A 24,842-nucleotide genomic window follows, 5' to 3' on the forward strand; every position below is an offset into this window, starting at 1 on the left:
CTCCTTGTTGGCAGTGAAGACTGACAAGACAGTGGTAATGGCATTACCGCAATGGAGAGCTTTGTACGCACAAAGTATCACTATTGGCTCAACAGACCGGCTCGGCAACCAAAAACTTCCACGGCTTGTCAGCATAGCGACCCCGCGAACGGCTCGCCAGCCAACCCTCCGCCTGCCCGTTCGGGGATGGTCAGATTCGCCAGTTTATGGTCTGAATGACTCTCTCTTTGCTGTACCCATGTGGAGTGAAAATGGATATCTTCTTGTAAATCATGTGGTTGATTAACTGGCACAGGCTTTGCGATGGATGCTGATCAAGGGGCCGCGACTGGCCAATACACAATGAGGAGAGTGGCGATGAAATGGATGATGGGCGCGGTGCTGGCGGTCGGGCTCAGCGGGTGCAGCTGGCTGGATGATACCCGGGTGAGCGGGGCGGGGGCCCTGATCGAGCAGCAGCACGGGATGGGCCGGCAGGTGACCCGGGTGCTGGCCGGGGTGCCCGCCAGTGTCCATCTGGTGGCCGGCGAGCCGCGCGGGGTGCGCATCCGCGGGCAGGAGAACCTGCTGCCTTACCTGGTGCTGAGCGAGCGGGGCGACAAGCTGGAGATCGAGGTGAAGGACGGTTACCGGCTCGACCCGACCGAACCGCTGGAGATCACCATCACCCTGCCCGCACTCCATGAGCTGGCGCTGGCAGGGGTTGCCAACGGCGAGCTGCGCGGCTTCAAGGGGGAGGCGCTGGTGCTGTCGGTGGCCGGGGTCGGTGACATAGTCGCCGACGGGCTCGAACTGGATCGGCTGGAAGGCAACATCGCGGGAGCGGGCAGTCTGGATCTGGGGAACAGCACGGCCAGGGCCGTCGAACTCAACATCGCCGGCTCGGGGGGTGTGCTGGGGGCCGGGCTCAAGGGGCGCGAGGTGGAGGTCAATATCGCCGGCAGCGGCGACGTGGAGGTCAGGGCGCAGGATCGGCTCAAGGTGGGCATCGCCGGCTCGGGTTCGGTCAGCTACTGGGGCGATCCCGTGCTGCAGAGCGAGATTGCCGGCTCCGGCGAGGTGAGCCGGCAGGGCAGCTGAATGGTCTTGTCCACCGACCAGAAGAAAACAGGCCCGTCACGGGCCTGTTTCGATCAGAGGTGGCGGGCGTGAAAGCGCAGGTGCGCCTCGATAAAGCTCGCCACGAAGTAGTAGCTGTGATCGTAACCGGGGTGGCGGTTGAGCTCCAGCGGCCACTCCTTGCCGGCGGCCACATCGGCCAGGGCATCGATGTGCAGCTGTTCGGCCAGGAAGGGATCGTCCAGCCCCACGTCTACCAGGGTCGGCAGTGGTTTGACCGACTCATTGCGCAGCAGCTGGCAGGCGTCCCACTCCTGCCACAGCAAGGGGTTGTTGCCGAGGTAGGCGCCGAGCGCCTTCTGGCCCCAGGGGCAGCGACTCGGGTGGCTGATGGGGCTGAAGGCCGACACCGAGCGGTAGCGACCGGGCTCGCGCAGGGCGGCGATGAGCGCCCCGTGGCCACCCATGGAGTGGCCGCTGATGGCGCGTTTCGTCGAGACCGGGAAGTGGGTCTCGATGAGCTCGGGCAGCTCGCGGGTGACGTAGTCGTACATCTGGTAGTGATCGCGCCAGGGGTGCTGGGTGGCGTTGACGTAGAAGCCTGCGCCCATGCCGAGATCGTAACCGGGGTCGTCCGCCACCTCTTCGCCGCGGGGGCTGGTGTCCGGCGCCACCAGGGCGATGCCGAGCTCGGCGGCGATGCGCTGGGCGCCCGCCTTCTGCATGAAGTTTTCATCGGTGCAGGTGAGGCCGGAGAGCCAGTAGAGCACGGGTACCTTCTGGCCGGTGAGGGCCTGGGGCGGCAGATAGATGGCGAAGCGCATCTCGCAACCCAGCACCTCGGAGGCGTGGCTGTAGCGCTTGTGCCAGCCGCCGAAGCTCTTGTTGCTGCTGATTATGTCCAGATTCATCGGGGGAACTCCTGCACCCCGCCCACGGTGGCGGGCGGGGTGATCATGCTCAGTAGTGGATGACGGTGCGGATGCTCTTGCCTTCGTGCATCAGATCGAACGCCTCGTTGATCTGCTCCAGCCCCATGGTGTGGGTGATGAAGTCGTCCAGCTTGAACTCGCCCTGCATGTAGCGCTGTACATAGCTCGGCAGTTCGCTGCGACCGCGCACGCCGCCGAAGGCGCTGCCGCGCCAGACCCGGCCGGTGACCAGTTGGAACGGACGGGTGCTGATCTCCTGGCCGGCGCCGGCCACCCCGATGATGACCGACTCACCCCAGCCCTTGTGGCAGCACTCCAGCGCCGCACGCATCACCTTGACGTTGCCGATACATTCAAACGAGAAGTCGACGCCGCCGTCGGTGAGCTCGACGATCACCTCCTGGATGGGCTTGTCATAGTCGTTCGGGTTGATGCAGTCGGTGGCGCCCAGCTTGCGGGCCAGCTCGAACTTGCTCTCGTTGATGTCGATGGCGATGATGCGGCCGGCCTTGGCCAGGCGAGCCCCGATCACCGCGGAGAGGCCGATGCCGCCCAGCCCGAAGATGGCGACGCTCTCACCCTCTTTCACCTTGGCGGTGTTCATCACGGCGCCGATGCCGGTGGTGACGCCGCAGCCGAGCAGGCAGACCTCTTCCAGCGGGGCGGCCGGGTCCACCTTGGCGATGGAGATCTCGGGCAGTACAGTGTATTCGCTGAAGGTGGAGGTGCCCATGTAGTGATAGATGGGCTGGCCATCCTTGGAGAAACGGGTGGTACCGTCCGGCATCAGCCCCTTGCCCTGGGTGGCGCGGATCTTCTGGCACAGGTTGGTCTTGCCGGATTTGCAGAACTTGCACTCGCCGCACTCGGGGGTGTAGAGCGGGATCACGTGATCCCCCACCTTGACGCTGGTGACGCCCTCGCCGACGGATTCGACGATGCCGCCCCCCTCATGGCCGAGGATGCAGGGGAAGACCCCTTCCGGATCTTCACCGGAGAGGGTGAAGGCATCGGTGTGGCAGACGCCGGTCGCGACGATGCGTACCCGCACTTCACCCGCCTGGGGCGGCATGACCTCGACTTCTTCGATGGAGAGGGGCTGGCCCGGGCCCCAGGCGATGGCGGCCTTACACTTGATGCTTTGAACCTGTGCCATGACGGATGTCCTTATTGTTGAGCAGGGTGAGGAGAATGGGTTCGGACATCCAGTGTAGTTTCCCGCTTATTTGGTGATAATAAGGCGAAATCTGAAATCACTTTTACTGACAGGTAATAATGTTCGGCTGGGAAGGGATCTGTGAATTTGTCAGCGTGGCGGAGCAGGGGGGCTTTACCCCGGCGGCGCGCAAGCTGGGGGTGTCGGTGGCGCAAGTCAGCCGGCAGGTGGCACAGCTGGAGGATCGGCTGCAGGCCAAGCTGTTGCTGCGCACCACACGCCAGGTGCGGCTCACCGAGCTCGGCGAGATCTACTATCGCCACTGTCGCCAGCTGCTGGACAACCTCTACGAAGCGGAGCTGGCGGTGGGGCGCCATCAGGCGGTACCGCAGGGTACCCTGCGCATCACGGCCCCGGTCTCCTACGGCGAGAGCCGCATCGCCCCGCTGGTGAACGACTTCATGGTGCGCTTTCCCCAGCTGGAGGTGACCCTCAACCTCACCAACCAGCTGCTGGATCTGGTGCACGAGGGCTACGATCTGGCGCTGCGACTCGGCCACCTCAAGGATTCCAGCCTGGTGGCGCGCAAGCTGGCGCAGCGGGTGCCCTATGTGTGTGCCTCGCCGGCTTATACCGCCCGCCACGGCATGCCCAACAGCCTCTCCGAACTCACCCGCCACACCTGCCTGGTGGGCAACAGCGACGAGTGGCACTTCACCCTGGATGGCCGCCCCCACAGCGTGCGGGTGCACGGCCTGCTGCACTGCAACAGCGGCCACGCCCTGCTGGATGCGGCGCTCAAGGGGATCGGCATCATCCAGCTGCCGGACTACTACGTGAGCGACCACCTGGCCCAAGGCGAGCTTATAGAGCTGCTGCCCGAGCTGCGGGCGCCGGCGGAGGGGATCTGGGCCCTCTATCCCCACAACCGCCATCTCTCTCCCAAGGTGCGGCTGCTGGTGGACTATCTGGCGGAGCGGCTGAGCGATCCCCACCAACCCGCGCTGGTGCGCCCCGTCGGCTGAGCTGAGCTCAGCTCAATAAAAAAGGCCCGCTTGTGCGGGCCTTTTGCATGGCATGAAGGGGGTTATTCCCGCTCCTTGACGTAGGGGGTGCCGAGCGCCTTGGGTGCCACCGCCTTGCCGATGAAGCCGGCCAGCAGGAACACCGTCAGGATGTAGGGCAGTGCCTCGATGGCTTGCACCGGGATCGGGAAACTGCCGATGCTGACCCCTTGCAGCCGGATGGCGACCGCATCGAGGAAGCCGAACAGCAGGCAGGCCGCCATGGCGTTCCAGGGACGCCACTTGCCGAACACCAGTGCCGCCAGCGCCATGAAGCCCTTGCCCGCGCTCATGTTGGGGATGAACTGGGCGGTCTGGGCCACCGCCAGGTAGGTGCCGCCGATGCCGGCCAGCAGGCCGCCGATGATGAGCGCTGTGTAGCGCATGCGCACCACAGAGATACCGGCGGTATCGACCGCTGCCGGTGCCTCGCCCACCGCCCGCAGGCGCAGGCCGAAGCGGGTACGGAACAGCACCCACCAGGCCAGCGGCACGGCGGCGAACGCCACGTACTCCAGCAGGGAGTGGCCGCTCAGCAGCTCGCTGTAGAGCTGGCCAACGACAGGCACGTCATACAGCTCCTTGGCATAGGGCAGGTCGATGGGGGCGAAGCGGGCCGCGCCGGACAGCGCCGGGGTCTGACCGCCCTGATCGAACCAGTAACGGCCCAGGGTGACGGTCAGGCCGGCCGCCAGGATGTTGATGGCCATGCCGCTCACCACCTGATCACCGCGGTGGGTGATGGTGGCAAAGCCGTGCATCAGGGCGAACAGGATGGAGACACCCACCCCGGCACCCAGCCCAATCCAGGCAGAGCCGGAGACGGCTGCCGCTGCCGCGCTGGCGAACGCCGCCGCCAGCAGCTTGCCCTCCAGGGCGATGTTGACCACCCCGGAGCGCTCGCAGAACATGCCGGCCATGGCCGCCAGGATCAGCGGTGGCGCGGTGCGGATGGTGGCATCCAGCATCAGGATCAGAATTTCAAACATGATCAGGCCCCCTTGACTTGCGCAGAGCGGTTGGCAAACGCCAGATAGAGCTGCTCGATGCGCGGACGCATCATGTGCTCAAGGGCGCCACAGAACAGGATCACCAGACCCTGCAACACCACCACTATGTTGCGGTCCACCCCGAACTCGAAGCTGAGCTCGGCACCGCCCTGATAGAGGAAGCCGAACAGCAGGCTGGCGATGATGACGCCGACCGGGTGGTTGCGCCCCATCAGCGCCACTGCTATGCCGGTGAAGCCGAAGCCTTCCACGAAGTTGAGCTTGATCTGGTGCAGTTCACCCTGCAGTACGTTGAGGGCGAAGAAGCCCGACAGCATGCCGGAGATCACCATGGCCAGGATCACCACCTTGGGATAGGAGATGCCGGCATAGGCGGACGCACTCTGGCTGGCGCCGACCGAGCGGATCTCGTAGCCCCAGCGGGTGTGCCAGATGAAGACCCACACCAGGGCCGCGCAGAGCAGTGCCCAGAAGAAGCTGATGTTGAGCGGGCTGTTCGATATCTCCATGCCGAATGCCCCCGCCAGTTCGCTCATCTTCGGCAGCCAGCTCGCCTCGGCGAACACCTTGCTCTCGGTGGCCATGGAGCCCGCCGGCTTGAACACCTCGACCAGCAGGTAGGCCATCAGGGAGGCGGCGATGAAGTTGAACATGATGGTGGTGATGACGATGTGGCTGCCGCGCTTGGCTTGCAGCCAGGCCGGGATGAAGGCCCAGGCCGCGCCGAACAGGCCGCCGGCGATGATGGCCAGCGGCAGCAGCAGGGCGAACGGCAGGGAGTCACCCAGCAGCAGACAGACCAGACCGACGCCGAGGCCGCCGATATAGGCCTGCCCCTCGCCACCGATGTTGAACAGGCCGGCGTGGAAGGCCACCGCCACCGACAGACCGGTAAAGATGAAGCCGGTTGCGTAGTAGAGGGTGAAACCGACCCCTTCACCGGTGCCGAAGGCGCCGTACCACATGATCTCGGCGGCATCGACCGGGTTGATGTCGAGGTAGTAGAACAGGATGGCCGACACCAGGAAGGCCAGCAGGATGTTGACCGCGGGCAGTACGCCCACGGAGATCCAGGCAGGGATACGTGCTTGGCTCATGGGCGAGCCTCCTTGGCAATCTGGTCGAAGACGGGAGTGTTGACCATCAGCAGGCCGAATCCGTTACAAGTGGCTGTGACCTTCATGATGTGGCTCCTTGTGATTGGCTGGCCGCCACCTCGTCAGGAACTATGTTCGCCATCATCAGACCGATAGTGCGTTCATCCGCCTTGGCGGCATCCAGCTCACCGACGATGCGACCGTCGGCGATGACCAGAATGCGGTCAGAGAGGCTCATGATCTCGTCCAGCTCCACCGATACCAGCAGCACCGCCTTGCCCTTGTCGCGCATGGCAATGATCTGCTGGTGGATGTACTCGATGGCGCCGATGTCGACCCCGCGGGTCGGCTGACCGATCAGCAGCACGTCCGGGTCCTGCTCCACTTCCCGGGCGATCACCAGCTTCTGCTGGTTGCCGCCGGAGAAGTTGGCGGTCTTGTGCTCGGGGTGGGGCGGGCGCACGTCCCACTTGTCCATCTTGGCCTGGCAATCCTGCAGGATCGCCTCCTTGTTCTGCAGCCAGCCCTTGTTGTACTGGGGGCGGCGGTGATAACCGAGGATGAAGGCCTCTTTCGCCTCGAAGCGGTTGATCAGCCCCATCTTGTGTCTGTCTTCCGGCACGTGGCCGAGACCGAAGTTGCGCACCCGCTCCGGGTCGGCCGGGTGGCTCACGCTCACCTCGTGGGCCTGACCGTTGCCGGTGATGGTGAAGCTGCCCTTGCTCGGCTTGAGGATGCCGCCGAGCAGGCTGAGCAGCTCGGACTGGCCGTTGCCGGAGACGCCGGCGATGCCGACCACTTCACCGGCCCGCACCTCGAAGCTGACGGATTTGACCCGCTCTACCCTGGCATCGTCCACATAGCTGAGGCCATTGACCTTGAGCTTGGCGTCGCCAGGCTGGGTCGGCCCCTTGTCGACCTTGAGGCGCACCTTGCGGCCCACCATGAGTTCGGCCAGCTGCTCCTTGTCGGTATCCCTGGTGGCGACGTGGGCCACCATTTCACCCCGGCGCATGATGGAGACCTGATCCGTGATGGCCAGGATCTCGCGCAGCTTGTGGGTGATGAGGATGATGGTGGCACCCTGATCGCGCAGCTTCTTGAGCACCTCGAACAGGTGATCCGCCTCTTGCGGGGTCAGTACCCCGGTCGGCTCGTCCAGGATCAGGATGCGGGCGCCGCGATAGAGCGCCTTGAGGATCTCGACCCGCTGTTGCAGGCCCACCGGAAGATCTTCGACCTTCTCGTGCAGCGGTACTTCGAGGCCATAGTCCCGTGCCAGCTCGCCCAGCAGCTTTTCGGCCGCCGCCAGGCTCTGGCCCAGGTGCCAGCCGTTTTCCGCGCCGAGAATGACGTTTTCCAATACGGTGAAGTTGTTCACCAGCATGAAGTGCTGGTGCACCATGCCCACGCCTGCGGCGATCGCATCTTGTGAGCCATGGGGTTTGAAGGGGTTGCCGTCGATGAACATCTCGCCTTTGTCGGCGTGGTAGAAACCGTAGATGATGCTCATCAGGGTCGACTTGCCGGCGCCATTTTCGCCGACGATGCCGTGAATGCTGCCTTTACGAACCTTAAGGTCGATCTGCTTGTTGGCGTACACTTCGCCAAACCGCTTATCGATACCCCTTAATTCGATGGCATAGCGATCTGTCTGGTCCATGATGCAGTCCTTGCGGGTCATGAAAAGAGACTAAAAACCGGCCCGTGCGGGCCGGTCGTTGGGTTGAGAGTAGTAGCGGTTACTCAGTATTTGCAGGTGCTGTCGCTCATATAGTCGTGCACCTTGACCTTGCCGGAGATGATCTCGGCCTTGATGGCCTCCACCTTGGCTTTCATCTCGGGGGTGATCAGCTTCTCGTTGTCTTTGTCGAGTGCCCAATCCACCCCACCCTCGGCCAGACCCAGGTTCTTGATACCCGGTTTCCAGGTGCCCTTGGCGGCGTCATCCCAGGTCTGGTAGGCGGCCAGGCCCACCGACTTGACCATGGAGGTCAGCATGGTGCCCGGTTGCAGGTGGTTCTGGTTGGAGTCCACGCCGATGGCCAGTTTGCCTTCGTCCTTGGCGGCCTGGTAGACACCGATGCCGGTACCGCCGGCGGCGGCATAGACAACATCGGCGCCCTTGGCGAACTGGGACTTGGCCAGTTCAGCACCCTTGGCCGGGTCAGCAAACGCCGCCGGGGTGGAGCCGGTCATGTTCTGGAACACTTCGATCTTCGGATTGACGTACTTGGCGCCCTGCTCGTAGCCGCACTCGAATTTGCGGATCAGCGGGATGTCCATGCCGCCCACGAAGCCGACCTTGCCGCTCTTGGAGGCGATGGCCGCCAGCGCGCCCACCAGGAAGGAACCTTCATGCTCCTTGAAGATGACGGACTGGACGTTCGGCTTGTCGACCACCATGTCGATGATGGTGAACTGGGTTTTCGGGAATTCGGTCGCGACCTTTTCTACCGCGGAACCCATGTTGAAGCCGACGGCCACGATCGGGCCATTGCCACGGCTGGCCAGACGACGCAGACCCTGCTCACGCTGGGCTTCGTTCTGGGGTTCGAACTCCTTGACCTTGACGCCTTTGTCCTTGTTGTAGACTTCGACGCCATTGCGGAACACGGCTTCGTTGAACGATTTGTCGAATTTGCCTGCGGTGTCGTAGATGACGGCGGGCTGGGAGGCTGCCTGGGCAGAAAGGGCAGCGAGAGTGAGGGCGGCAACGGTGGCCAGCTTGAGCACTTTAGTCACGATCGTATCCTTGATTGTTATGTGAGGGTCCACAACCTGCCGGGGCAGGCCATAAAGCACGCCGGCTAACTGTAAGTGAGCCGTGGTACGGGTCAAGGAGATCATAAAGGAAAAACGTTTGCGTTAACGGTTTGAAATATAAGCAAATGACTTTATAAGTTGTTGTTTTGATGCCTGTTTTCAGATTTAAATTCTGTGAGTAATTGGCTCCAAATGACATTTCTGTTTTTATTCATGAGGTTATAAGCAAGCGTTTTCCTGAAATCGGCTAAAAAGGGGCTTCCAATGGTGCCAACTGATGGATTTTTCTCGGTTGGAACGCCTCGACCGGGGTGACAAGAAACCGGGCCGTGGTGATCACCCCTACGCCGATTTGGTCTGTGGCGCCGCAGGTCGTATAATCCCCGCCTGTATAAATAAACAGGAGTGGTGATGGACGTTTCAACCCTGCTCGACGGGCTCAATGACAAGCAAAGAGACGCGGTGGCGGCCCCCCGTTGCAACCTGCTGGTACTGGCCGGTGCCGGTTCGGGCAAGACCCGGGTGCTGGTGCACCGTATCGCCTGGCTGATGCAGGTGGAACGCTGTTCACCCTTCTCCATCATCGCGGTGACCTTTACCAACAAGGCGGCGGCCGAGATGCGCGGCCGGGTCGAGAAGGTGATTGGCGACGGCGTGCGCGGCATGTGGATCGGCACCTTCCACGGCATCGCCCACCGCCTGCTGCGGGCCCACCATCTGGATGCGGGCTTGCCGCAGGACTTCCAGATCCTCGACTCCGACGATCAGTACCGCCTCATTCGCCGGGTGCTCAAGGCGCTCAACCTCGACGAGAAGCACTGGGCCCCGCGTGCCGTGATGGGCTACATCAACGGCAAGAAGGACGAGGGGCTGCGCCCCGGCGACATCGATCTCTACGGCGACCCCGTCACCCGCACCTATCAGCAGATCTACAAGACCTATCAGGAGACCTGCGATCGCTCCGGTCTGGTGGATTTTGCCGAACTCCTGCTGCGCGCCCACGAGCTGTGGCTGAACAAGCCCCACATCCTCGAGCACTACCGCGACCGCTTCCAGAACATCCTGGTGGACGAGTTCCAAGATACCAACGGCATCCAGTACGCCTGGCTGCGGATGCTGGCCGGCGACACCGGCAAGGTGATGATCGTCGGTGACGATGACCAGTCCATCTACGGCTGGCGTGGCGCCAAGATCGAGAACATCCAGCGCTTCCTGACCGACTATCAGGGGGCCGAGACCATCCGCCTCGAGCAGAACTACCGCTCCACCGCCAATATCCTCAAAGCCGCCAACTGCGTTATTGCCAACAACGCCGAGCGCCTTGGCAAGGAGCTGTGGACCGAGGGCGCCGAGGGCGAGCCGATTTCGCTCTATGCCGCCTTCAACGAGGTGGACGAGGCCCGCTTCGTGGTCGGCCGTCTCAAGGACTGGAAAGAGAAGGGCGGCCTCTTGGCCGACTGCGCCATCCTCTATCGCTCCAACGCCCAGTCACGGGTGCTGGAAGAGGCGCTGATGCAGGACGCCATGCCCTACCGCATCTACGGCGGCCTGCGCTTCTTCGAGCGCCAGGAGATCAAAGACGCCATGGCCTATTTGCGTCTTATCAACAACAGAGGCGATGACGCCAGCTTCGAGCGGGTGGTCAACACCCCGACCCGCGGCATCGGCGATCGCACCCTGGAGATACTGCGCAATAACGCCCGGGATCAGGGCCAGAACCTGTGGCAGTCCGCCAAGACCCTGCTCAATGACAAGGTGCTGACCGGTCGCGCCGGCAACGCGGTGCGCGGCTTTGTCGAGCTGATCGACGCGCTGGAGGAGCAGGTCTCCCTGCTGCCGCTGCACCAGCAGGCGGATATCGCCATCCAGAACTCCGGCCTCAAGGCGATGTATCTGGCGGAGAAGGGCGAGAAATCCCAGGCGCGGGTAGAGAACCTGGACGAACTGGTCACCGCCTGCCGCCAGTACCAGCGCCCGGACGAGCTGGAGGACATGAGCGATCTCTCCGCCTTCCTCGCCCACGCGGCGCTGGAGTCCGGCGAGAATCAGGCGGACGAATATGCCGACGCGGTGCAGCTGATGACATTGCACAGCGCCAAGGGGCTGGAGTTCCCGCTGGTGCTGTTGGTCGGCGTCGAAGAGGGCATGTTCCCCAGCCAGCAATCGACCGAGGAGTCGGGGCGGCTGGAAGAGGAGCGCCGCCTCTGTTACGTCGGCATGACCCGCGCCATGGAGAAGCTCTACATCTGTTATGCCGAGAGCCGCCGCATCTACGGCCGCGAGATGTTTCACAAGCCGAGCCGCTTTATCCGCGAAATGCCCGCCGAGTGCCTGGAAGAGATCCGGCTGCGCACTCAGGTCAGCCGCCCCACCCAGTACGGCCGTTTCAGCCAGAACGAGGTGCAGCAGAGCTTCGACGCCAGCGGCATCAAGCTTGGCCAGCGGGTGCTCCATCCAAAATTCGGCGAAGGAATCGTGCTCAACTTCGAAGGAGTCGGCCAGCAGAGCCGGGTGCAGATCCAGTTCGATGACGTCGGCGCCAAGTGGCTGGTGACGGCGTATGCCAGATTGGAGGCGCTCTAATCCCCTCACCCTGACCCTCTCCCAACGGGAGAGGGGATCACCCCCGAGATAGTCTTTGCCTCCTTCTCTCATGGCGGGAGAGGGGCCAGTTCCCGTGATCGTCTTTGCTCCCTTCTCCCCTTGTGGGAGAGGGGCTTGTTCTCGAGATCGTCTTGCTCCCTTCTCCCCTTGTGGGGAGGGGCCTGTTCCCGAGATCGCCTTTGCTCCCTTCTCCCCTTGCGGGGGAGGGGCCTGTTCCCGTGATCGTCTTCGCTCCCTTCTCCCCTTGTGGGAGAAGGGTTGGGGATGAGGGGGTTCGGAAATGGCTTTGGATCTTGGCACGGCTGGCGCCGTGCAGGACGCGAGGGCCGTGCCCTCGACGGGATTTCGCCCGCCCTTCGGGCTTGGGCGAGTGACTTTTCTTTGCGTGGCCAAAGAAAAGTCACCAAAAGAAAGGCCACCCCCGCCAATCCGCTGGCTTCGCCAGTGCCCTCGGTCCAGAGCCAACGTCGGACGGGCCGCCGCAGACGGCACATCCCTGTGCCGGCTGCGGCTACGCCATCATCCCTGATGGCGTCCCTGACGTTGCCCCTGACCCTCGGCGGATTGGAGGGGGATCAAAACCGTGCCCATCTGTGACTTGGGTTGTTAATAACATTGTCTGAAGTATGTGTTGCTATTATTTGATTCTAGTTTGTAAATAAACTCACAGTACATATAATAAATGTTTAACTATGTGATTCGTATATCGAAATTCAAATATATATTTCATTTTTGATATTGATTGCACCATTCTAAAAAATGCATATTTAAATATGTATGCGATACATGAGTGGATTATATTGAAATATCTTGCTATACTACGTTTAAAGTTTAAAGGGTGTGGCGAAATCATGTCAGTTTTATTGCGAGAGCAGGAAGTTAAAATTGCCCTTATTGATTGGCTATTTAAGAAGGGCTTATTAGAGAATGCTACTCTTATTAATGAAATGGTTGTGGCTGATTGGAGCCGTCGTGCCGACTTGGCCGTGGCCAACGGCCACCTCCAAGCATTTGAAATTAAAAGTGACTTTGATTCTCTTAAGCGACTAGACGGCCAATTAGAAACATTTGTTTCTCGTTTTGAGAAAGTTACTGTTGTTTGTGCTCCAAAATTTACTTACGAAGTCACAAAAAAAGTAGCTTCTGATATAGGCGTTATTGAATATTCAAATACTAACAATGGTGTTCGGTTTAAAATCGTTCAGCGTGGACGGACATCAATTCTAAGAAATAAAAGTATTTATCTTAATTTTCTGCTGAAAAAAGAGTTGCAAACATTTCTCGTTGAGAATGGGAGTCAGCTTCCGTTTGAAACTAGTCGTGAGTCACTAGAAGATATGGCTTATCAGTTTTCATTATCAAGAATTAGAAGCTTCACGTTGAACGCGCTTAAAAATCGTTATAAAGAAACATCTAGTAATTTCTTGAAGAAGTTGGTTGATACTAGTTTTTCTAGTGAGACTGATTTGAATTTATTGAGCAAAGCTAAGTTGAGGCGGGAACACAATAAACTGAATGCTTCTGGAAGTATAAAGATAGACGCATCAAATGAATTCTATACGGCGAATATTGAAAATTTTATGAGAAAACATGGAGAGGTCGGTAATACTCAACCCATTAAAGTCTTGAAAAGAGTCATAAAGTAATAAGGGAGGTTCCCCTCCCTTCTAACCTCAGAAAAATTCCTCTTCAGGATCGTAGGCAGTTTTCAGTGCTTCTGATAATTCAATTTGCTTTGTTATGTGTAGATTTACACGTACCGATATCCATTTTGCAGGACTGCCCATACCGGCAATGTCACCAGATGCAGCATTTCTGATCATTTGGGCCCCCCAAGATTCATCATCCAAATAATCTGGATATCTTTTCAAAATTGCTTTTGCTGCTTCAATATATCCTTTGCTATCAAGACCTGGCCTTCTCTCAAAAAACCAAGCGTCATCTAATGCCACGTCGATTCGAGGCACATAACGTCCACCAACATCGTCATAGACAACAGAGTGGATTGAACTGTGATCTCCATATATTGATACACTTCTCCCTCCAATAGCCTGGTGGAACTCTCTTTCCATTATATCTATATATCCAAATTGCCCATTCTCACCAGAAAAATTCGCGACAGAACTTGGGAAACTGGTTGGCAAAACACTTATTATGGCTTCTGGAAGTTCTGTTCTTATTTGGTTTATCGCATTTATTGCTGCTGAGGTCATTGCTGATATATGCCCTCTTATATAACCTAAATCAATAAATATAATGGCACTTTCTGGCGAATCTAAAGAGACTAGAGATGCAATCGTTTTATTAATATCTGTATTAAGGTTTTTAATGCGAAATGCAATCGCCCCTTTTTCTCTTTCAAGGGTTCTTGCCTGTTGAACTACATCTCTAAGTCTGGCAGATTCTGGCATCTGAACAACAGGGATAATAGCATCATTGCGAGAGCAAAAAGATATCCAGTTACTGAAGTTATTTTCAGAAGATAGAAGCTCTAAACTTGAAGCACAGTGATGTTTGTTCTCTTGAGTAACATCGAGGATGAAAGGTAAACCATTCATTGCCTCCAGGGTTTTATCGAGAGATACTTGAATTTCATCAGCCCTAGGCCACTTACCTAAAGTTACTAATGGAAGAATTTTTTCTTTTTTATCATGAGTCAATTTATTCAACCCAAGAATTTCTGCAGCGCGCGTTCTTAATGCAGGATAATATGAATAATCATCAAAATTAATACTCATTTTAGTTTCCTCCTGATTCAGTGTTTTCTTGCCTTACAATAGCTCTAGGCATAGCGATAACCTGAGAGTTTTGTGTAGCTAAATAAGCTGCGATTCCTTCCATTTTCTCTTTTTGCTCTAAGGCATGTGCAAGCTCTGTGGTTAAATTTTGATTGCGATCTATAAGGTTTTGTTTAACGGCATCATTACTAATTACTACTTCTTTATGATCTCTGCTTAAGAGCTTTATTGTTTTATGCGTGAACCATCCAATTATTAAAGCAGCAAGCCAACCTGAGCATACAAGAAGCCATTGAGATATGTCTTGATTTCTGATGAAGCTCGTCACAATTGTAACCAAAGTGCCGACGATACCAATAATCCCATAAATATGATTTATCATCTTATGACTCGCTGTAACCTGATATATTCCTAAAAAGAGCAATAGATATATGACTACCACGACATAAATTGTCGTTAGTGTACATCCATGTCAGCCTTGATTGAAGCCTTAATATGGCCTGAAAGAAGACTATCCGGAAATCTAGGATTGAGGTGGGCCTTGTCTGGTGGGTTACCCGTGTCGTCACCCAGAGGTGGGTGTCCGAAGATGTTGCTTTGAGGAGGCTGATAGGGACGGCATACTGCCCCGTCACCAGATGGGAGTCGTTGATGTCTACATGGATGCCGACACTGCGCCGGATGGGGCGCTGGTTTTTGCGAAAAACGTCGCTGGCGCTGCTGACCAGGGCCGTAGGTTCGATTAGCGAAGCGTAATCGAACGATCGCGTAATCGGACGTTTAACCCTTGAGAGGTTTACTCCAATCCCCCCATCCACCGACCCGCACCAATCCGGCGGATAAACGCCGCTCGCCACGTAACGATGGAAGGTGGAATACGGCCAATCGGCCACCCGCATGACATGACCATGCTTGAGCGGGTTGATATGGACGTAATCCATATGGCGGCGGTAATCCTGCTCATCCCGGATCAGGTGTTCCCAATAGTGGCGCTGCCAGATGCCCCGCTCCCCGTGGCGTAACCGGGTCTGGCTGCGCCGCTCGGTCACCGGCAAGGCGCGGGAAAATTGGCTTTTGATCAGCCGCCAACGCAGGGGGAAATCGGTGTCCCCTTCCGGCAAAGAGAGAATGCAGTGGAGATGGTCGGGCAACACCACCCAGGCGTGAATGGCAAAGGGGTGAGCCTGTTGCACCTTGGCAACGCTGTGACGCAGCAGGTCGATCTGCTCCACCAGCAGCCGGTTGTTGCGCCGCTCCAGCAGGTTGACGGTAAAGAACCAGGTTCCTCCGGGCCACCATGCCCGCCGCCAGTTGGCCATACCCTTCCGCTCGCCTCGGCCGAAATGCCAAGCATAGCCTTGCCTCACTTCGATCTGCTTGCAGGCCATGATGACGCGGATGTTCCATTACGCGATCGTCCGATTACGCTTCGCTAATCGAACCTACATGCAGGCGGGTTCCAACAGGTGAATGCCTCAAGCTCCCGCCTGTCGGGCTACCTCAACTGAAACGCCTTGACGATAAATTCGATAAAGAGCCGCACGTTGGGGGACTGCTCCTTGTGGAAGGGGTAGACGGCGAACAGGGCGTGGGCGTCGGGTTGCCAGTCGGGGAGCAGTTTGACCAGGGTGCCGTCCGTCAGCTCGCTTGCCACGAACTCGTGCGGCACCAGGATCACCCCAAGCCCTTGCACTGCCGCCTGTTTGAGGGCGATGCCGTTGTTGGCGCAGAAGCTGGCGGGGGGCAGCTCCACCGCCAGGCTCTCCTCTGCCCGGCTAAAGCACCACTTGTTGGGGGAAGCTGAGAGGCTGTAGCGCAGGCAGTTGTGCTCTTTGAGATCCTCCGGCTGGGCGGGCTGACCCGCCTCCTGGAGGTAGTCGGGGGCGGCGCAGAGCACCCGCTGCACCTGGCACAAGGGTTTGGCGCGCAGGGTGGAGTCCTCCAGGGTGCCTGCCCCCCGGATCACCACGTCCAGCCCCTGATCCACCAGATCCATGTAGGCGTCGCTCAGGATCACCTCGATGCCGATCGCCGGATAGCGGTGCTGGAACTCGCAGACCAGGGGGTTGAGCCGGATCAGCCCGTAGGACATGGGCATGCCTATCCTCAGCCGACCCCTGGGGGTGAAGGAGGCGGCCATGATGGACTGGTCGGCGGCTTCCAGGCCGTCCAGCACGGCGCAAATCTGGCGGTAATAGGTCATGCCGGCTTCGGTGATGCTCAGCCGCCTGGTGGTGCGGTTGATCAGCGCAATGCCGAGATAGGCTTCCAGCTCGTTGATGTTCTTGCTGACCGCTGCCTGTGAGAGGTGCAGGTCATCTGCCGCCGCCCTGAAGGTGCCCATCTCCACCACCCGGCGAAAGACGTTCAGCGCCGTGATCTTGTTCATCCTGCCCCCCGATAATTCACCACTGGTAAATGATGGTGCCATCATGGCGCGGTGAATTCACCGTCTCCGGCTTGTCGGGCGCCAGGTAACAGAGAGGCACCACAAGGGCGGCAGGGCCTTGACCCGACCGCCCGGTGCCGCGCGGAGGCCTATTGCGCCTTGCCCGGGGCGGGGGGCAGGTTGATGCCGACATCGGCCCAGGGGTTGGTGCCGAGCAGTTGGGCGTGGGGCACGTCGGCCTGGTAGCGCATGGTGAATTCCTTTGGACCGTGGGCGAAGGCCACCAGCAGCCCCTGTTTGGCATCCATCAGTCCGGCGTGCATGCCCAGCCCGTGATAGCTGATCCGCACGGCCTTGTCCTCCAGGCCCACCTTGTCGATCTGGAAGCGGGCGATGCTGCCGTCTTGCAGGGTAAAGCCCCAGCGGAACGGCCCACCGCTGACCACCGTCATCACCTCGTCGATGTCGGTGCCGTCCTCGGCGGAGTTGACGTGCATGCGGCCATATTTGCCGAGCACGGCGCTGCGGGTGCGCTCGTCCAGCGCCATCAGGTCATAGACCTTGGGGTAGGGGCCGACGCCTGTCTCTTCGGTGGCGACACCGCCCCCAGGTACTGCGGGCTCGCGCCCTGCCAGCCTGGCCTGCTCCAGCAGCTCCCCCTGACTCAGGTTGAAGGCCGCAATCAGGGCGCCGTGCTCCGCTTTGGTCAACGCGCGGCGGTGGGAGGCCTCAAGCAGGGGCTTGGTGGCCTCGGGGATGTCGACGGTGACCACGTTGACGCCGATGGGGTTGAGCGCTTTATTGACCGCCTCGACTCCGCTGACGGCGGGGCGGCCATCGCTGAACTGCACCGAGACCAGGTCACCGGCGAAGGTGCTGAAAGAGAGGGCCGAGGCGAGGGTGCCGGCCAGCAAAGTAATATGGGTGAGTTTCATACAAGACTCCTCGTTAAGGTTCGATGAGCAGTCTAGGGCGGTGGAAAGTGCACTGAAATAGCATCAAATGAATATCAAAATTCACTGCTGGTAATCAATCGCATGGGTGGCCGCCATCATGCCGCCCGGAGCCGCAGGGGCCAAGGTTGATTGACGCATCCTTGCTCGAACCAGCGTAGACACGGGGAACATAGGGAAGGGAGAGCAGAAACCCGGCCACTGACGGGGCGCGGCGGCCGGGTGAATTGTAAAGAGTAGGGTGACAGGTAACGCGGGGTATCAGCCTAGTCTAATCAACTCGATGAGGGCGTAGCGCTCCCGGGAGTTGGCCAGCAGCACGCACTGCTCGTGCTCGGCCTGATAGGGGGTCAGGTTGTCGGTGTGAGCCTCTTTCAGTATGTCGACGGCGCCGGTGGCGGCGATCATCACCCGCTGACCCGGTGTGAGCGCATTACGGTTTCGGTCATAGATTTTCATGGCACTCTCCTTTTGTGGTGCCCGGCGACATGCCCGGGCTGCGCGAATCAGCCTACGCCCCTGTCAAAGCGTGATGCATGTCACAGATCAAAAAAGAGCCAAAGAGGGCCTCGGCATATCGGCAGCCGCAGGGGTCGTCCAATCCTGTCGCTGGGCAACTGGCCGGGGCCGGCATTTTGCGGGGGCGGGCTCGAACAAACGGGGGGATGCGCTATAGTGGATGCCGCTCGTGCAACCGCCTTCAACCAACCGAGAGCGCATTATGAATCGTGAGATCGCCGCCCAGTTTATCAAGATGCTGACCAACCTCGACCACTGTCTGGCCAAGGCCGAGGCCCATGCCGCCGCCAAGAAGTTCAACGTGGAGAACTTCTTCAATGAGCGGCTCATCGTCGACATGCTGCCGCTGGCCAAGCAGGTGCTGATCTGCTGCGACAGCGCCCGTGCCGTGGTGGCCACCGCCAGCCTGAGCGAGCCGCCGGTGCTGGGGGATGACCCTAAGACCATGGCGGATCTGCGCGCCCATGTGGCCAAGACCCTCACCTATCTGCAGAGCAAGCTGGAGGCCGACTTCAGCCAGTATGCGAGCGGCCACTACACCCCCTACTGGGCCGGTGGCAAGGGAATGGACGGTCACACCTGCGTGCACGAGTACGGCATCCCCAACTTCTACTTCCACCTCACCATGACCTATGCCCTGCTGCGCCAGGCCGGGGTCGAGCTCGGCAAGGGAGATTACCTGGGCGCCATCAAGCTGTAATAAGCTGTATTCAGGAACGAAAAAGCCTGCCTCCTGGCAGGCTTTTTTTATCCGCGAACGGAGGGCGAGCCAGATCTAGCTGCATGGTCGCCGGCGACGGCTCTGGGCATAAAGGCGTGGTCTTCGGCCCTCGCGCGGTTACAATCCGGCGTCAAAGTAGAAAGGGTAAGAGAAACATGAAGATCCGAGTAATAATGCTGGCGGCCTTACTGTGCCATGGCGCCGCGCAGGCGCAGGAAAGCGTCGCCGCAAGCTGGCCCGACACCCCCGTCACCCGTCTCAAGGCGCAGGCGCTGCTGCAGACCCTCAATGCCACCTTGCTCAGCAACCCGAGCGCCACCGTCACCCTGCAGAACTGGTGCGCCGACCACCGGATGGCCGGTGAGCCGCGCATCCGCGCCCTGCGTGATCAGGATACCCGCAAACCGGCCGACGCCGCCGTCCGCGAGCAGCTCAAGATCGCGGCCGACGAGCCCGTCGGCTATCGCCGGGTACAGCTCGCCTGCGGCGATCATGTCTTCTCCGAAGCGGACAACTGGTACGTGCAAAGCCGCCTCACTCCCGAGATGAACCGGCTCCTCGACACCAGCGATACCCCGTTTGGCCTGGCCGTCAAGGCGCTCAACTTCAGCCGCCGGACTCTCTCTTCCACCCTGCTGTGGGCACCCCTGCCGGCCGGTTGGGAGATGCAGATGCCCACTCTCACCAGCAGTGACCAGCCGCTGGCGATCCCCGAGCGGGTGCTGCAGCATAGGGCCATCCTCTCACGGGGGGACGGCGTGCCGTTCAGCCTGGTGGTCGAGACCTATCGCCGCGATCTCTTCGCCTTCCCGCTGGACAAGGCCCCCGGCCGCTGAGCCCGGATGGTGGTTTGGCGCACAGGCCGCCAGAAATAAAAAAAGCCTGCCGGCTGGCAGGCTTTTTCGTGGGTGTCACTCAGCCCGGCGGGATCTCCGGCTCCACCAGGGCCGCCAGCTGGGCCAACGACTCCTGCCAGCCGAGATAGCACATCTCCACCGGGATGGCTGCGGGGATCCCCTCCTGCACGATGACGAGTTCGGTGCCGCACACCACCCCGGTCAGGATCACGGTCACGTGCATCACCCCCGGCAGGTTGGGGTCGTCGAAGCTGTCGGTGTAGCGAATGCGCTTGCCCGGTTCGAGCTCCAAGTATTCGCCGCCAAAGGCGTGGCTGTGGCCGTTGCCGAACTGGGTGAACGCCATCCGGAAGTGGCCGCCGACCCTGGCCTCCAGCTGTTCCACCTGGCAGGTGAAGCCGTGGGGGGGCAGCCATTTGGCCAGCGCATCGGCCTCGATAAAGGCCCGGTAGATCCGCATCGGCGGCGCCTTGAGCACCCGATGCAGTCGCACTGTTCCTGTCTTCATCTCTCTTCCTCGTTGCCTTGGGTCCATCAAGGATAGTCGGTTGCGTCCGCTTGCCGACCAGAGTCCGGCCGCGGCGGCCTAGAAGGGACCGTTGCGCTCGCGCAGCTGGTCGGGCAGGCCGTCGTGATCCCCCAGCTCGCGCTCGGGTACCGTATCCCAGTGCCGCTCACCGATGAAGCGGTTGCGCTCAGGGTGCAGGGCGTAGTGGATGTGGTTGTCCGCCCGGTCGGTGTCGCCCACGCAGAGCAGCCGCACCGGCTGATCGGTATTGTTGATGAAGGTGTGGGCCAGCCCGTCTCCCGCCTTGAAGCCGACCGAGTCACCGGGTTGCAGCCGATGGAGCACGCCGTCGAGCCAGACATCCGGAGTGCCTTCCAGCACGTGGACGAACTCGTCCTCGGTCTCCTCGGCGTGAGGCCAGCTGGTGCGCCGGCCCGGCGGCAACAGCTCGTGGTGAATGCCGAGACGGGCAAAGCCGTAGTGTCTGCCGAGGGCACTGCCCAGAGAGAGTGGCTCCTGGCTGCCGGAGTAACGGCCGGGTTCGGGCTCCTGCAGCTCGCGCCAGTGTTTGATGCTGGGGTGACGGGTCATAGTGGTTCCTTTTCTATGGGGATGTGGTCACGGGAAGGGTCATCCTGACTGCCGGAGTGCGGGGAGAACAGCAGAGATTTGCTGGTCAGATGAGCCCCTCTGGCGAGGGGCCCGGTGGTCTGGGCTACTTGGCCTTGACGCAAGGCATTGCGGGCAGTTCCCCCTGGGCGGCCGGCCGGGTCATCTGGTAGTGGCCGGCGAGATCCCGATAGACGCGGGTATTCCACACCTCACCGTTGTCGAGCCGGAAGGCGATGTCGTAGTTGATCCCGGAGACCACCTGGCTGCGCACCTCGAGAATGCGTTCCAGCCTGGCGGAGGTGTTCATGCGCGCCAGCACGCTGGCCAGCGCCGCTTCGGCGTCGGCGTTCGGCAACGGCTGACTCTGCCATCCGCCGGCCATGGGGGCGCACTCCTGCTGCTGTGGAGCCATGCTGCAGGCGCTCAGCAGGCCGGCAACCAGAATGGGAAACAGCGCTTTTTTCATATCTTTTCCTCCAGCCAACAAAGTAATGACCTTATCAACATTCAGGCGATAACGCAGCTGTCATGGCTCCAAAAGCCCCCCTTTTTGGAGGCGGCCAGCCTGTTCAGCGACCCAGGTTGTCGGCCAGCTGCTTGGCGCGGCCGGCGGCCCACTGGTCGATCATCTTCGCCATCTCGCCGGCTGTGATGGGGCTCTCCTTGTGGGTGGTGTCCGGGCTCTCGCGCGCATCCATCACCCGCACCAGCAGCTTGCCGCTTTGGGAGTCGAGCAGCTGAGCCATGCTGCCCACCCTGAGCAGATAGGGCTCCTTGCCGATCACCTCGCGGGTGACGTTGATGGCGATCTTGGCGGGCAGCAGATCCCGCAGCTTGGGGTCGGGCCGGGTCAGGTCGAAGTTGGTGATGGCGGCCTGTACCCGCAGCACGCCAGGGCCAGGGGCGGTGGCAATCCTGACGCCGTGGTTTATCAGCTCGCGCTGGAAAGTGGCGTGGTAGTAGCGGCCGATCTCGTTCTGTTCGTTGGCGGTCAGCAGGTACCACTGGCCGTTCTCCTGGCGGATGAACTGCAAGGGATCGAGCAGCACCTGCTGGTACTGGCGCAGATCCGCACCGGGCTCCTTGTAGATGCGCTGGTTGGGGTTGCTTTCACTCTGCTGGAAGGCGGTCAGCGGGATCGCCTGCAGGCTGTGGGAGACCTGGTTCTTCACCGCGCAGCCACTCAGCAGAATGGCCACCATGCCCGCGATTACGGCTCTCTTCATCTCTTGCTCCTGATTGCGCTGCTTGTCCGACCCTGGCATCCGCTGCACAGGGCATGGCAAGAGAGATAACCGATTCAAAGAGCGCCCACAAGGACAGAATGCGGGGTGTTCAGGCAGGGTCCAGCCTGGCGTCGATGGCTATCCGGTTGCCGGGACATGACGCCAATACGATGATTTTGTTTCGGATCGGCAATCATTTGATCAAGGTTGCGGATATTGACGCCGTTCGCTCATATAATCGCCGCCATGACACTGATTCGGAAGGATTCGATGACCAGCCTGATGGCGGCCCTGTGGGGGCTGCTCTTCTCCTGCCTGGCCTGGGCGGCACCCAACCCCTTCGTCACCACGCCCCCTGACGGCACCACCACGACGCAGCCTGCCAGCATGGAGCCGCTGCTCTCCTGGTTTACCGGCGAGTTCTCCAGCCGCGAGCAGGCCAGCTACGACAGCCGCTTTACCAGCGCCGAGCTGCGGTTGGTGGAGATCTGGCCCGGCTACAAGGGCTTTCGCTGGGTCTATGCCGAGCAGTACCTGACCGAGCGGGCGGTGCGCCCGTTTCGCCAGCGCATCTATCGCTTCTCGCTGGTGCCCGATGGCCGCATCCTGATGGCCGAGCTGACCATGCCGCGAGCCATCGACTTTGCCGGTGCCTGGCGCCGGCCCGAACTGCTCGACTCCCTCACTCCGCAACAGCTCTCTTTGCGCCAGGGCTGCGAGATCTGGCTGACTCGCCAGCCGTCGGGGGAGTACGCCGGCCACAGCAAGGTGGGCAGCTGCTCCACCAATTTCGGCGGCGCCAGCACCCTGGTGCAGTACCTCTGGATCGGCCCCCACAGCGTGCGACTGCTGGATCGGGCCTACGACACCGATGCTCATCAGCGCTGGGGCAGCCCGGGGGAGGGCTATGTCTATCTGCGCCGGGTGAAGCTGCGCGGCGAGTAGGGCTGCGCCCTACAGCTGGTGGCGCAGCTCGATCAGGTAGTCGATGAGCAACCGCAGGCGCAGCGGCAGCGGCTCCCTGGCCGGGTAGAGCAGGTTGACCGGGCGCGGGGCGGGCAGGGCATCCGCCAGGATCTCCTGCAGGGTGCCGCACGCCAGCTCCTCGCTCAGCAGGGCGCGCGGCTGCAGCAGGATGCCGGCGTGGTTGAGGGCGGCCACCTTGAGGGCGCCGCCGTGGTTGCTGATGAAGGGGCTGTCCCACAGGTGCAGCTGTTCGAGGGGAAAGGCCTCGGCCAGGCGCGACTGGCCGAGCCAGGGGCTGAATCCCAGGCAGTGGTGGCTGGCCAGATCCGCCAGCGTGAGGGGAGTGCCGTGGCGTTGCAGATAGTCTGGCGATGCGCAGAACACCGAGCCCGTGCTGGTCAGTGGCCGGGCGATGTAGCCGGCATCCTTGGGCTGGCCGATCCGGAAGATGAGGTCGAAGCCGTCGCCGATGACGTCCACCAGCCGATCCGACAGATCCAGCTCGATGCGGATCTGCGGGTAGCGCTCCATGAAGCGGCACAGCAGCGGCGTCAGCCGATAGCTGCCGAAGGTGACGGGGGCGTTGATGCGGATCCTGCCCGCCGCCTGGCCGGTATTGGCCAGGGTGTTCTGCTCCAGCTCCCGGTAGTGTTGCAACAGGCTCTGGCAGCCGGCGAGGTACTCCTGGCCCGCCTCGGTCAGGCTCTGGCAACGGGTGTTGCGATTGAGCAGGCGGGAGCCGACCCTGGCCTCCAGCCACTTGATGTACTTGCCGATCATGGCCGGCGTCATCGCGAAGCGCTCCGCCACGGCGGCGAAACTGCCCGCCCGGGCAACCTCGACGAAGATCTCGATGGCGGTCAAGCGGTCCACTCTAAACTCCTGGTTTATAAAGCCCGGCGCCACTATGTCTGGCTGGCGTCGCGGCTGTCAATATACTGGGCGGCAGCCAATCCACGCTGGAATCTCTCTCGATGACGCTCGACTATTACGCCCTCTATCTGCTGCTCGCCATCGGCACCGTGCTGAGCCCGGGGCCCGCCGTGATCTACACCATAGGCAACACCCTGACCCGGGGTGCGCGCCATGCCATCGCCGGCTTTTGCGGGGTGGCGGTGGGCATCCTGCTGGTGGCGAGCCTGGCCTCGCTGGCGGTGCTCTGGTTCACCCGCTGGCTGGCCGTGGGCCAGCAGATCCTCACCCTGGGCGGCGCGCTCTATCTGCTCTATCTGGGGCTCAACTCCTGGCGCCAGCGGGCGGTGAGCCCGGTGCCGGGGGCCGGGCCGGATCGGGATTGCCGCCGCAGCTTCATCAAGGGGGCGCTCATCAGCCTGCTCAACCCCAAGGCGATCATCTTCTTCACCAGCCTGTTCCCCCAGTTCATCGACTTTCAACACGGGGCTCTGGGTCAGTGCATGCTGCTGGCAGTCACCTTCAGCGCCGTGGTGCTGGTGGTGCATGGCGGCTACTGTCTGGTGTTTCACTGGGTGGGGGCGCAAGGCTATGGCGAACGCTTCGCCAGGGGGATCAACCGGTTGTCGGCGGTGATGTTCACCGGTTTTGCCCTGTTGCTGTTGTTTAAAGGACTGAGATAGAGAAGAAGGGGCTGGGGGGCCGCGTGGGATCTGCGAACCGGCTTGGAAGGGGAATAGTGGCGGGATGGCG

24 protein-coding genes and 1 pseudogene are annotated in these 24,842 nt (G+C 60.7%); 8 read left to right on the forward strand and 17 right to left on the reverse strand.

The window, feature by feature from the left end:
* The first annotated feature begins 357 nt into the window (after positions 1–357).
* Positions 358–1,080: a head GIN domain-containing protein gene (locus AB5Y95_RS17885; protein ID WP_368161753.1), complete on the forward strand. Its 723-nt coding sequence runs from the start codon at positions 358–360 to the stop codon at positions 1,078–1,080.
* 53 nt (positions 1,081–1,133) lie between these two features.
* Here AB5Y95_RS17885 and fghA read toward each other — a convergent pair whose 3' ends face one another.
* Together fghA and AB5Y95_RS17895 are read right to left on the reverse strand one after the other, a co-directional pair.
* On the reverse strand, positions 1,134–1,970 hold the full coding sequence (gene fghA / locus AB5Y95_RS17890) for an S-formylglutathione hydrolase (RefSeq protein ID WP_024943034.1): 837 nt from the start codon (positions 1,968–1,970) through the stop codon (positions 1,134–1,136).
* Positions 1,971–2,019: 49 nt separating this feature from the next.
* Positions 2,020–3,147, reverse strand: coding sequence for an S-(hydroxymethyl)glutathione dehydrogenase/class III alcohol dehydrogenase (locus tag AB5Y95_RS17895; RefSeq protein ID WP_010635490.1), 1,128 nt, complete (start codon positions 3,145–3,147; stop codon positions 2,020–2,022).
* Between the two features lie 119 nt (positions 3,148–3,266).
* Here AB5Y95_RS17895 and AB5Y95_RS17900 point away from each other — a divergent pair, with 119 nt between their 5' ends.
* The gene (locus AB5Y95_RS17900; protein ID WP_005307641.1) at positions 3,267–4,172 is read left to right on the forward strand and encodes a LysR substrate-binding domain-containing protein; all 906 of its coding nucleotides are present in this window, start codon (positions 3,267–3,269) and stop codon (positions 4,170–4,172) included.
* A gap of 62 nt (positions 4,173–4,234) precedes the next feature.
* Here the strand turns inward: AB5Y95_RS17900 and AB5Y95_RS17905 are convergent, their stop codons facing one another.
* From AB5Y95_RS17905 to AB5Y95_RS17920, 4 genes are all read right to left on the reverse strand, one after another.
* Positions 4,235–5,200, reverse strand: coding sequence for an ABC transporter permease (locus AB5Y95_RS17905; protein ID WP_005307644.1), 966 nt, complete (start codon positions 5,198–5,200; stop codon positions 4,235–4,237).
* Positions 5,201–5,202: 2 nt separating this feature from the next.
* Positions 5,203–6,318: an ABC transporter permease gene (locus tag AB5Y95_RS17910; protein WP_043170712.1), complete on the reverse strand. Its 1,116-nt coding sequence runs from the start codon at positions 6,316–6,318 to the stop codon at positions 5,203–5,205.
* A gap of 82 nt (positions 6,319–6,400) precedes the next feature.
* The gene (locus tag AB5Y95_RS17915; protein ID WP_123247053.1) at positions 6,401–7,981 is read right to left on the reverse strand and encodes an ABC transporter ATP-binding protein; all 1,581 of its coding nucleotides are present in this window, start codon (positions 7,979–7,981) and stop codon (positions 6,401–6,403) included.
* 83 nt (positions 7,982–8,064) lie between these two features.
* Positions 8,065–9,063, reverse strand: coding sequence for a BMP family protein (locus tag AB5Y95_RS17920; protein ID WP_024943029.1), 999 nt, complete (start codon positions 9,061–9,063; stop codon positions 8,065–8,067).
* Positions 9,064–9,495: 432 nt separating this feature from the next.
* Here AB5Y95_RS17920 and uvrD point away from each other — a divergent pair, with 432 nt between their 5' ends.
* Both uvrD and AB5Y95_RS17930 read left to right on the forward strand, forming a co-directional pair.
* Positions 9,496–11,667, forward strand: coding sequence for a DNA helicase II (gene uvrD, locus AB5Y95_RS17925; RefSeq protein WP_368161754.1), 2,172 nt, complete (start codon positions 9,496–9,498; stop codon positions 11,665–11,667).
* A gap of 872 nt (positions 11,668–12,539) precedes the next feature.
* Complete coding sequence (locus tag AB5Y95_RS17930) at positions 12,540–13,334, forward strand: sce7726 family protein (RefSeq protein ID WP_368161755.1); 795 nt, start codon at positions 12,540–12,542, stop codon at positions 13,332–13,334.
* Positions 13,335–13,361: 27 nt separating this feature from the next.
* Here AB5Y95_RS17930 and AB5Y95_RS17935 read toward each other — a convergent pair whose 3' ends face one another.
* From AB5Y95_RS17935 to ydfZ, 6 genes and pseudogenes are all read right to left on the reverse strand, one after another.
* Positions 13,362–14,426: a beta family protein gene (locus tag AB5Y95_RS17935; RefSeq protein ID WP_368161756.1), complete on the reverse strand. Its 1,065-nt coding sequence runs from the start codon at positions 14,424–14,426 to the stop codon at positions 13,362–13,364.
* 1 nt (position 14,427) lies between these two features.
* On the reverse strand, positions 14,428–14,808 hold the full coding sequence (locus AB5Y95_RS17940) for a hypothetical protein (RefSeq protein WP_368161757.1): 381 nt from the start codon (positions 14,806–14,808) through the stop codon (positions 14,428–14,430).
* Positions 14,809–15,226: 418 nt separating this feature from the next.
* Positions 15,227–15,745: pseudogene (locus AB5Y95_RS17945) on the reverse strand (transposase); the annotation flags it as partial.
* Positions 15,746–15,921: 176 nt separating this feature from the next.
* Positions 15,922–16,815 carry a LysR family transcriptional regulator gene (locus AB5Y95_RS17950; RefSeq protein WP_368161758.1) on the reverse strand — a complete coding sequence of 298 codons (894 nt, stop codon included), beginning with the start codon at positions 16,813–16,815 and terminating at the stop codon, positions 15,922–15,924.
* 149 nt (positions 16,816–16,964) lie between these two features.
* On the reverse strand, positions 16,965–17,750 hold the full coding sequence (locus AB5Y95_RS17955; protein WP_368161759.1) for a hypothetical protein: 786 nt from the start codon (positions 17,748–17,750) through the stop codon (positions 16,965–16,967).
* A gap of 279 nt (positions 17,751–18,029) precedes the next feature.
* Positions 18,030–18,227: a putative selenium delivery protein YdfZ gene (gene ydfZ / locus AB5Y95_RS17960; protein ID WP_368161760.1), complete on the reverse strand. Its 198-nt coding sequence runs from the start codon at positions 18,225–18,227 to the stop codon at positions 18,030–18,032.
* A 262-nt stretch (positions 18,228–18,489) separates the two neighbouring features.
* Between ydfZ and AB5Y95_RS17965 the strand changes: the two genes are divergently transcribed.
* Together AB5Y95_RS17965 and AB5Y95_RS17970 are read left to right on the forward strand one after the other, a co-directional pair.
* The gene (locus tag AB5Y95_RS17965) at positions 18,490–18,987 is read left to right on the forward strand and encodes a DUF1993 domain-containing protein (RefSeq protein ID WP_368161761.1); all 498 of its coding nucleotides are present in this window, start codon (positions 18,490–18,492) and stop codon (positions 18,985–18,987) included.
* Between the two features lie 191 nt (positions 18,988–19,178).
* Positions 19,179–19,844: a hypothetical protein gene (locus AB5Y95_RS17970; protein ID WP_168968559.1), complete on the forward strand. Its 666-nt coding sequence runs from the start codon at positions 19,179–19,181 to the stop codon at positions 19,842–19,844.
* A 79-nt stretch (positions 19,845–19,923) separates the two neighbouring features.
* Here AB5Y95_RS17970 and AB5Y95_RS17975 read toward each other — a convergent pair whose 3' ends face one another.
* From AB5Y95_RS17975 to AB5Y95_RS17990, 4 genes are all read right to left on the reverse strand, one after another.
* Entirely contained in the window at positions 19,924–20,373 is a 450-nt protein-coding gene (locus tag AB5Y95_RS17975) for an SRPBCC family protein (RefSeq protein ID WP_005307686.1), read from the reverse strand.
* 78 nt (positions 20,374–20,451) lie between these two features.
* Positions 20,452–20,964, reverse strand: a complete 513-nt coding sequence (locus AB5Y95_RS17980; protein WP_336290024.1) for a cupin domain-containing protein — start codon at positions 20,962–20,964, stop codon at positions 20,452–20,454.
* Between the two features lie 124 nt (positions 20,965–21,088).
* Entirely contained in the window at positions 21,089–21,451 is a 363-nt protein-coding gene (locus AB5Y95_RS17985) for a cystatin domain-containing protein (protein WP_126880907.1), read from the reverse strand.
* Positions 21,452–21,554: 103 nt separating this feature from the next.
* On the reverse strand, positions 21,555–22,211 hold the full coding sequence (locus AB5Y95_RS17990) for a DUF3313 domain-containing protein (RefSeq protein ID WP_368161762.1): 657 nt from the start codon (positions 22,209–22,211) through the stop codon (positions 21,555–21,557).
* Between the two features lie 270 nt (positions 22,212–22,481).
* Here AB5Y95_RS17990 and AB5Y95_RS17995 point away from each other — a divergent pair, with 270 nt between their 5' ends.
* Complete coding sequence (locus AB5Y95_RS17995) at positions 22,482–23,156, forward strand: chromophore lyase CpcT/CpeT (RefSeq protein WP_338713397.1); 675 nt, start codon at positions 22,482–22,484, stop codon at positions 23,154–23,156.
* Positions 23,157–23,165: 9 nt separating this feature from the next.
* On the opposite strand, the gene AB5Y95_RS18000 is transcribed toward AB5Y95_RS17995, so the two are convergent.
* Positions 23,166–24,050 carry a LysR substrate-binding domain-containing protein gene (locus AB5Y95_RS18000; RefSeq protein ID WP_368161763.1) on the reverse strand — a complete coding sequence of 295 codons (885 nt, stop codon included), beginning with the start codon at positions 24,048–24,050 and terminating at the stop codon, positions 23,166–23,168.
* A gap of 101 nt (positions 24,051–24,151) precedes the next feature.
* Between AB5Y95_RS18000 and AB5Y95_RS18005 the strand changes: the two genes are divergently transcribed.
* A complete protein-coding gene (locus AB5Y95_RS18005; RefSeq protein WP_368161764.1) occupies positions 24,152–24,772 on the forward strand; it encodes a LysE family translocator in 621 nt (206 codons plus the stop codon).
* The last annotated feature ends 70 nt before the right edge of the window (positions 24,773–24,842 follow it).

The organism is Aeromonas sp. R5-3 (genome assembly GCF_040908225.1).
GTDB lineage: Bacteria > Pseudomonadota > Gammaproteobacteria > Enterobacterales > Aeromonadaceae > Aeromonas > Aeromonas dhakensis.

Bases quoted from the DNA above. Each gene is read 5' to 3' on its own strand.
- AB5Y95_RS17985 (WP_126880907.1), bottom strand. From the start codon at position 21,451: ATGAAAAAAGCGCTGTTTCCCATTCTGGTTGCCGGCCTGCTGAGCGCC.
- AB5Y95_RS17885 (WP_368161753.1), top strand. From the start codon at position 358: ATGAAATGGATGATGGGCGCGGTGCTGGCGGTCGGGCTCAGCGGGTGC.
- AB5Y95_RS17995 (WP_338713397.1), top strand. From the start codon at position 22,482: ATGACCAGCCTGATGGCGGCCCTGTGGGGGCTGCTCTTCTCCTGCCTG.
- fghA (WP_024943034.1), bottom strand. From the start codon at position 1,970: ATGAATCTGGACATAATCAGCAGCAACAAGAGCTTCGGCGGCTGGCAC.
- AB5Y95_RS17955 (WP_368161759.1), bottom strand. From the start codon at position 17,750: ATGAAACTCACCCATATTACTTTGCTGGCCGGCACCCTCGCCTCGGCC.
- AB5Y95_RS17905 (WP_005307644.1), bottom strand. From the start codon at position 5,200: ATGTTTGAAATTCTGATCCTGATGCTGGATGCCACCATCCGCACCGCG.
- AB5Y95_RS17940 (WP_368161757.1), bottom strand. From the start codon at position 14,808: ATGATAAATCATATTTATGGGATTATTGGTATCGTCGGCACTTTGGTT.
- AB5Y95_RS17915 (WP_123247053.1), bottom strand. From the start codon at position 7,981: ATGGACCAGACAGATCGCTATGCCATCGAATTAAGGGGTATCGATAAG.
- uvrD (WP_368161754.1), top strand. From the start codon at position 9,496: ATGGACGTTTCAACCCTGCTCGACGGGCTCAATGACAAGCAAAGAGAC.
- AB5Y95_RS17900 (WP_005307641.1), top strand. From the start codon at position 3,267: ATGTTCGGCTGGGAAGGGATCTGTGAATTTGTCAGCGTGGCGGAGCAG.
- AB5Y95_RS17990 (WP_368161762.1), bottom strand. From the start codon at position 22,211: ATGAAGAGAGCCGTAATCGCGGGCATGGTGGCCATTCTGCTGAGTGGC.
- AB5Y95_RS17930 (WP_368161755.1), top strand. From the start codon at position 12,540: ATGTCAGTTTTATTGCGAGAGCAGGAAGTTAAAATTGCCCTTATTGAT.
- AB5Y95_RS17895 (WP_010635490.1), bottom strand. From the start codon at position 3,147: ATGGCACAGGTTCAAAGCATCAAGTGTAAGGCCGCCATCGCCTGGGGC.
- ydfZ (WP_368161760.1), bottom strand. From the start codon at position 18,227: ATGAAAATCTATGACCGAAACCGTAATGCGCTCACACCGGGTCAGCGG.
- AB5Y95_RS17965 (WP_368161761.1), top strand. From the start codon at position 18,490: ATGAATCGTGAGATCGCCGCCCAGTTTATCAAGATGCTGACCAACCTC.
- AB5Y95_RS17910 (WP_043170712.1), bottom strand. From the start codon at position 6,318: ATGAGCCAAGCACGTATCCCTGCCTGGATCTCCGTGGGCGTACTGCCC.
- AB5Y95_RS17975 (WP_005307686.1), bottom strand. From the start codon at position 20,373: ATGAAGACAGGAACAGTGCGACTGCATCGGGTGCTCAAGGCGCCGCCG.
- AB5Y95_RS18005 (WP_368161764.1), top strand. From the start codon at position 24,152: ATGACGCTCGACTATTACGCCCTCTATCTGCTGCTCGCCATCGGCACC.
- AB5Y95_RS17935 (WP_368161756.1), bottom strand. From the start codon at position 14,426: ATGAGTATTAATTTTGATGATTATTCATATTATCCTGCATTAAGAACG.
- AB5Y95_RS17950 (WP_368161758.1), bottom strand. From the start codon at position 16,815: ATGAACAAGATCACGGCGCTGAACGTCTTTCGCCGGGTGGTGGAGATG.
- AB5Y95_RS17980 (WP_336290024.1), bottom strand. From the start codon at position 20,964: ATGACCCGTCACCCCAGCATCAAACACTGGCGCGAGCTGCAGGAGCCC.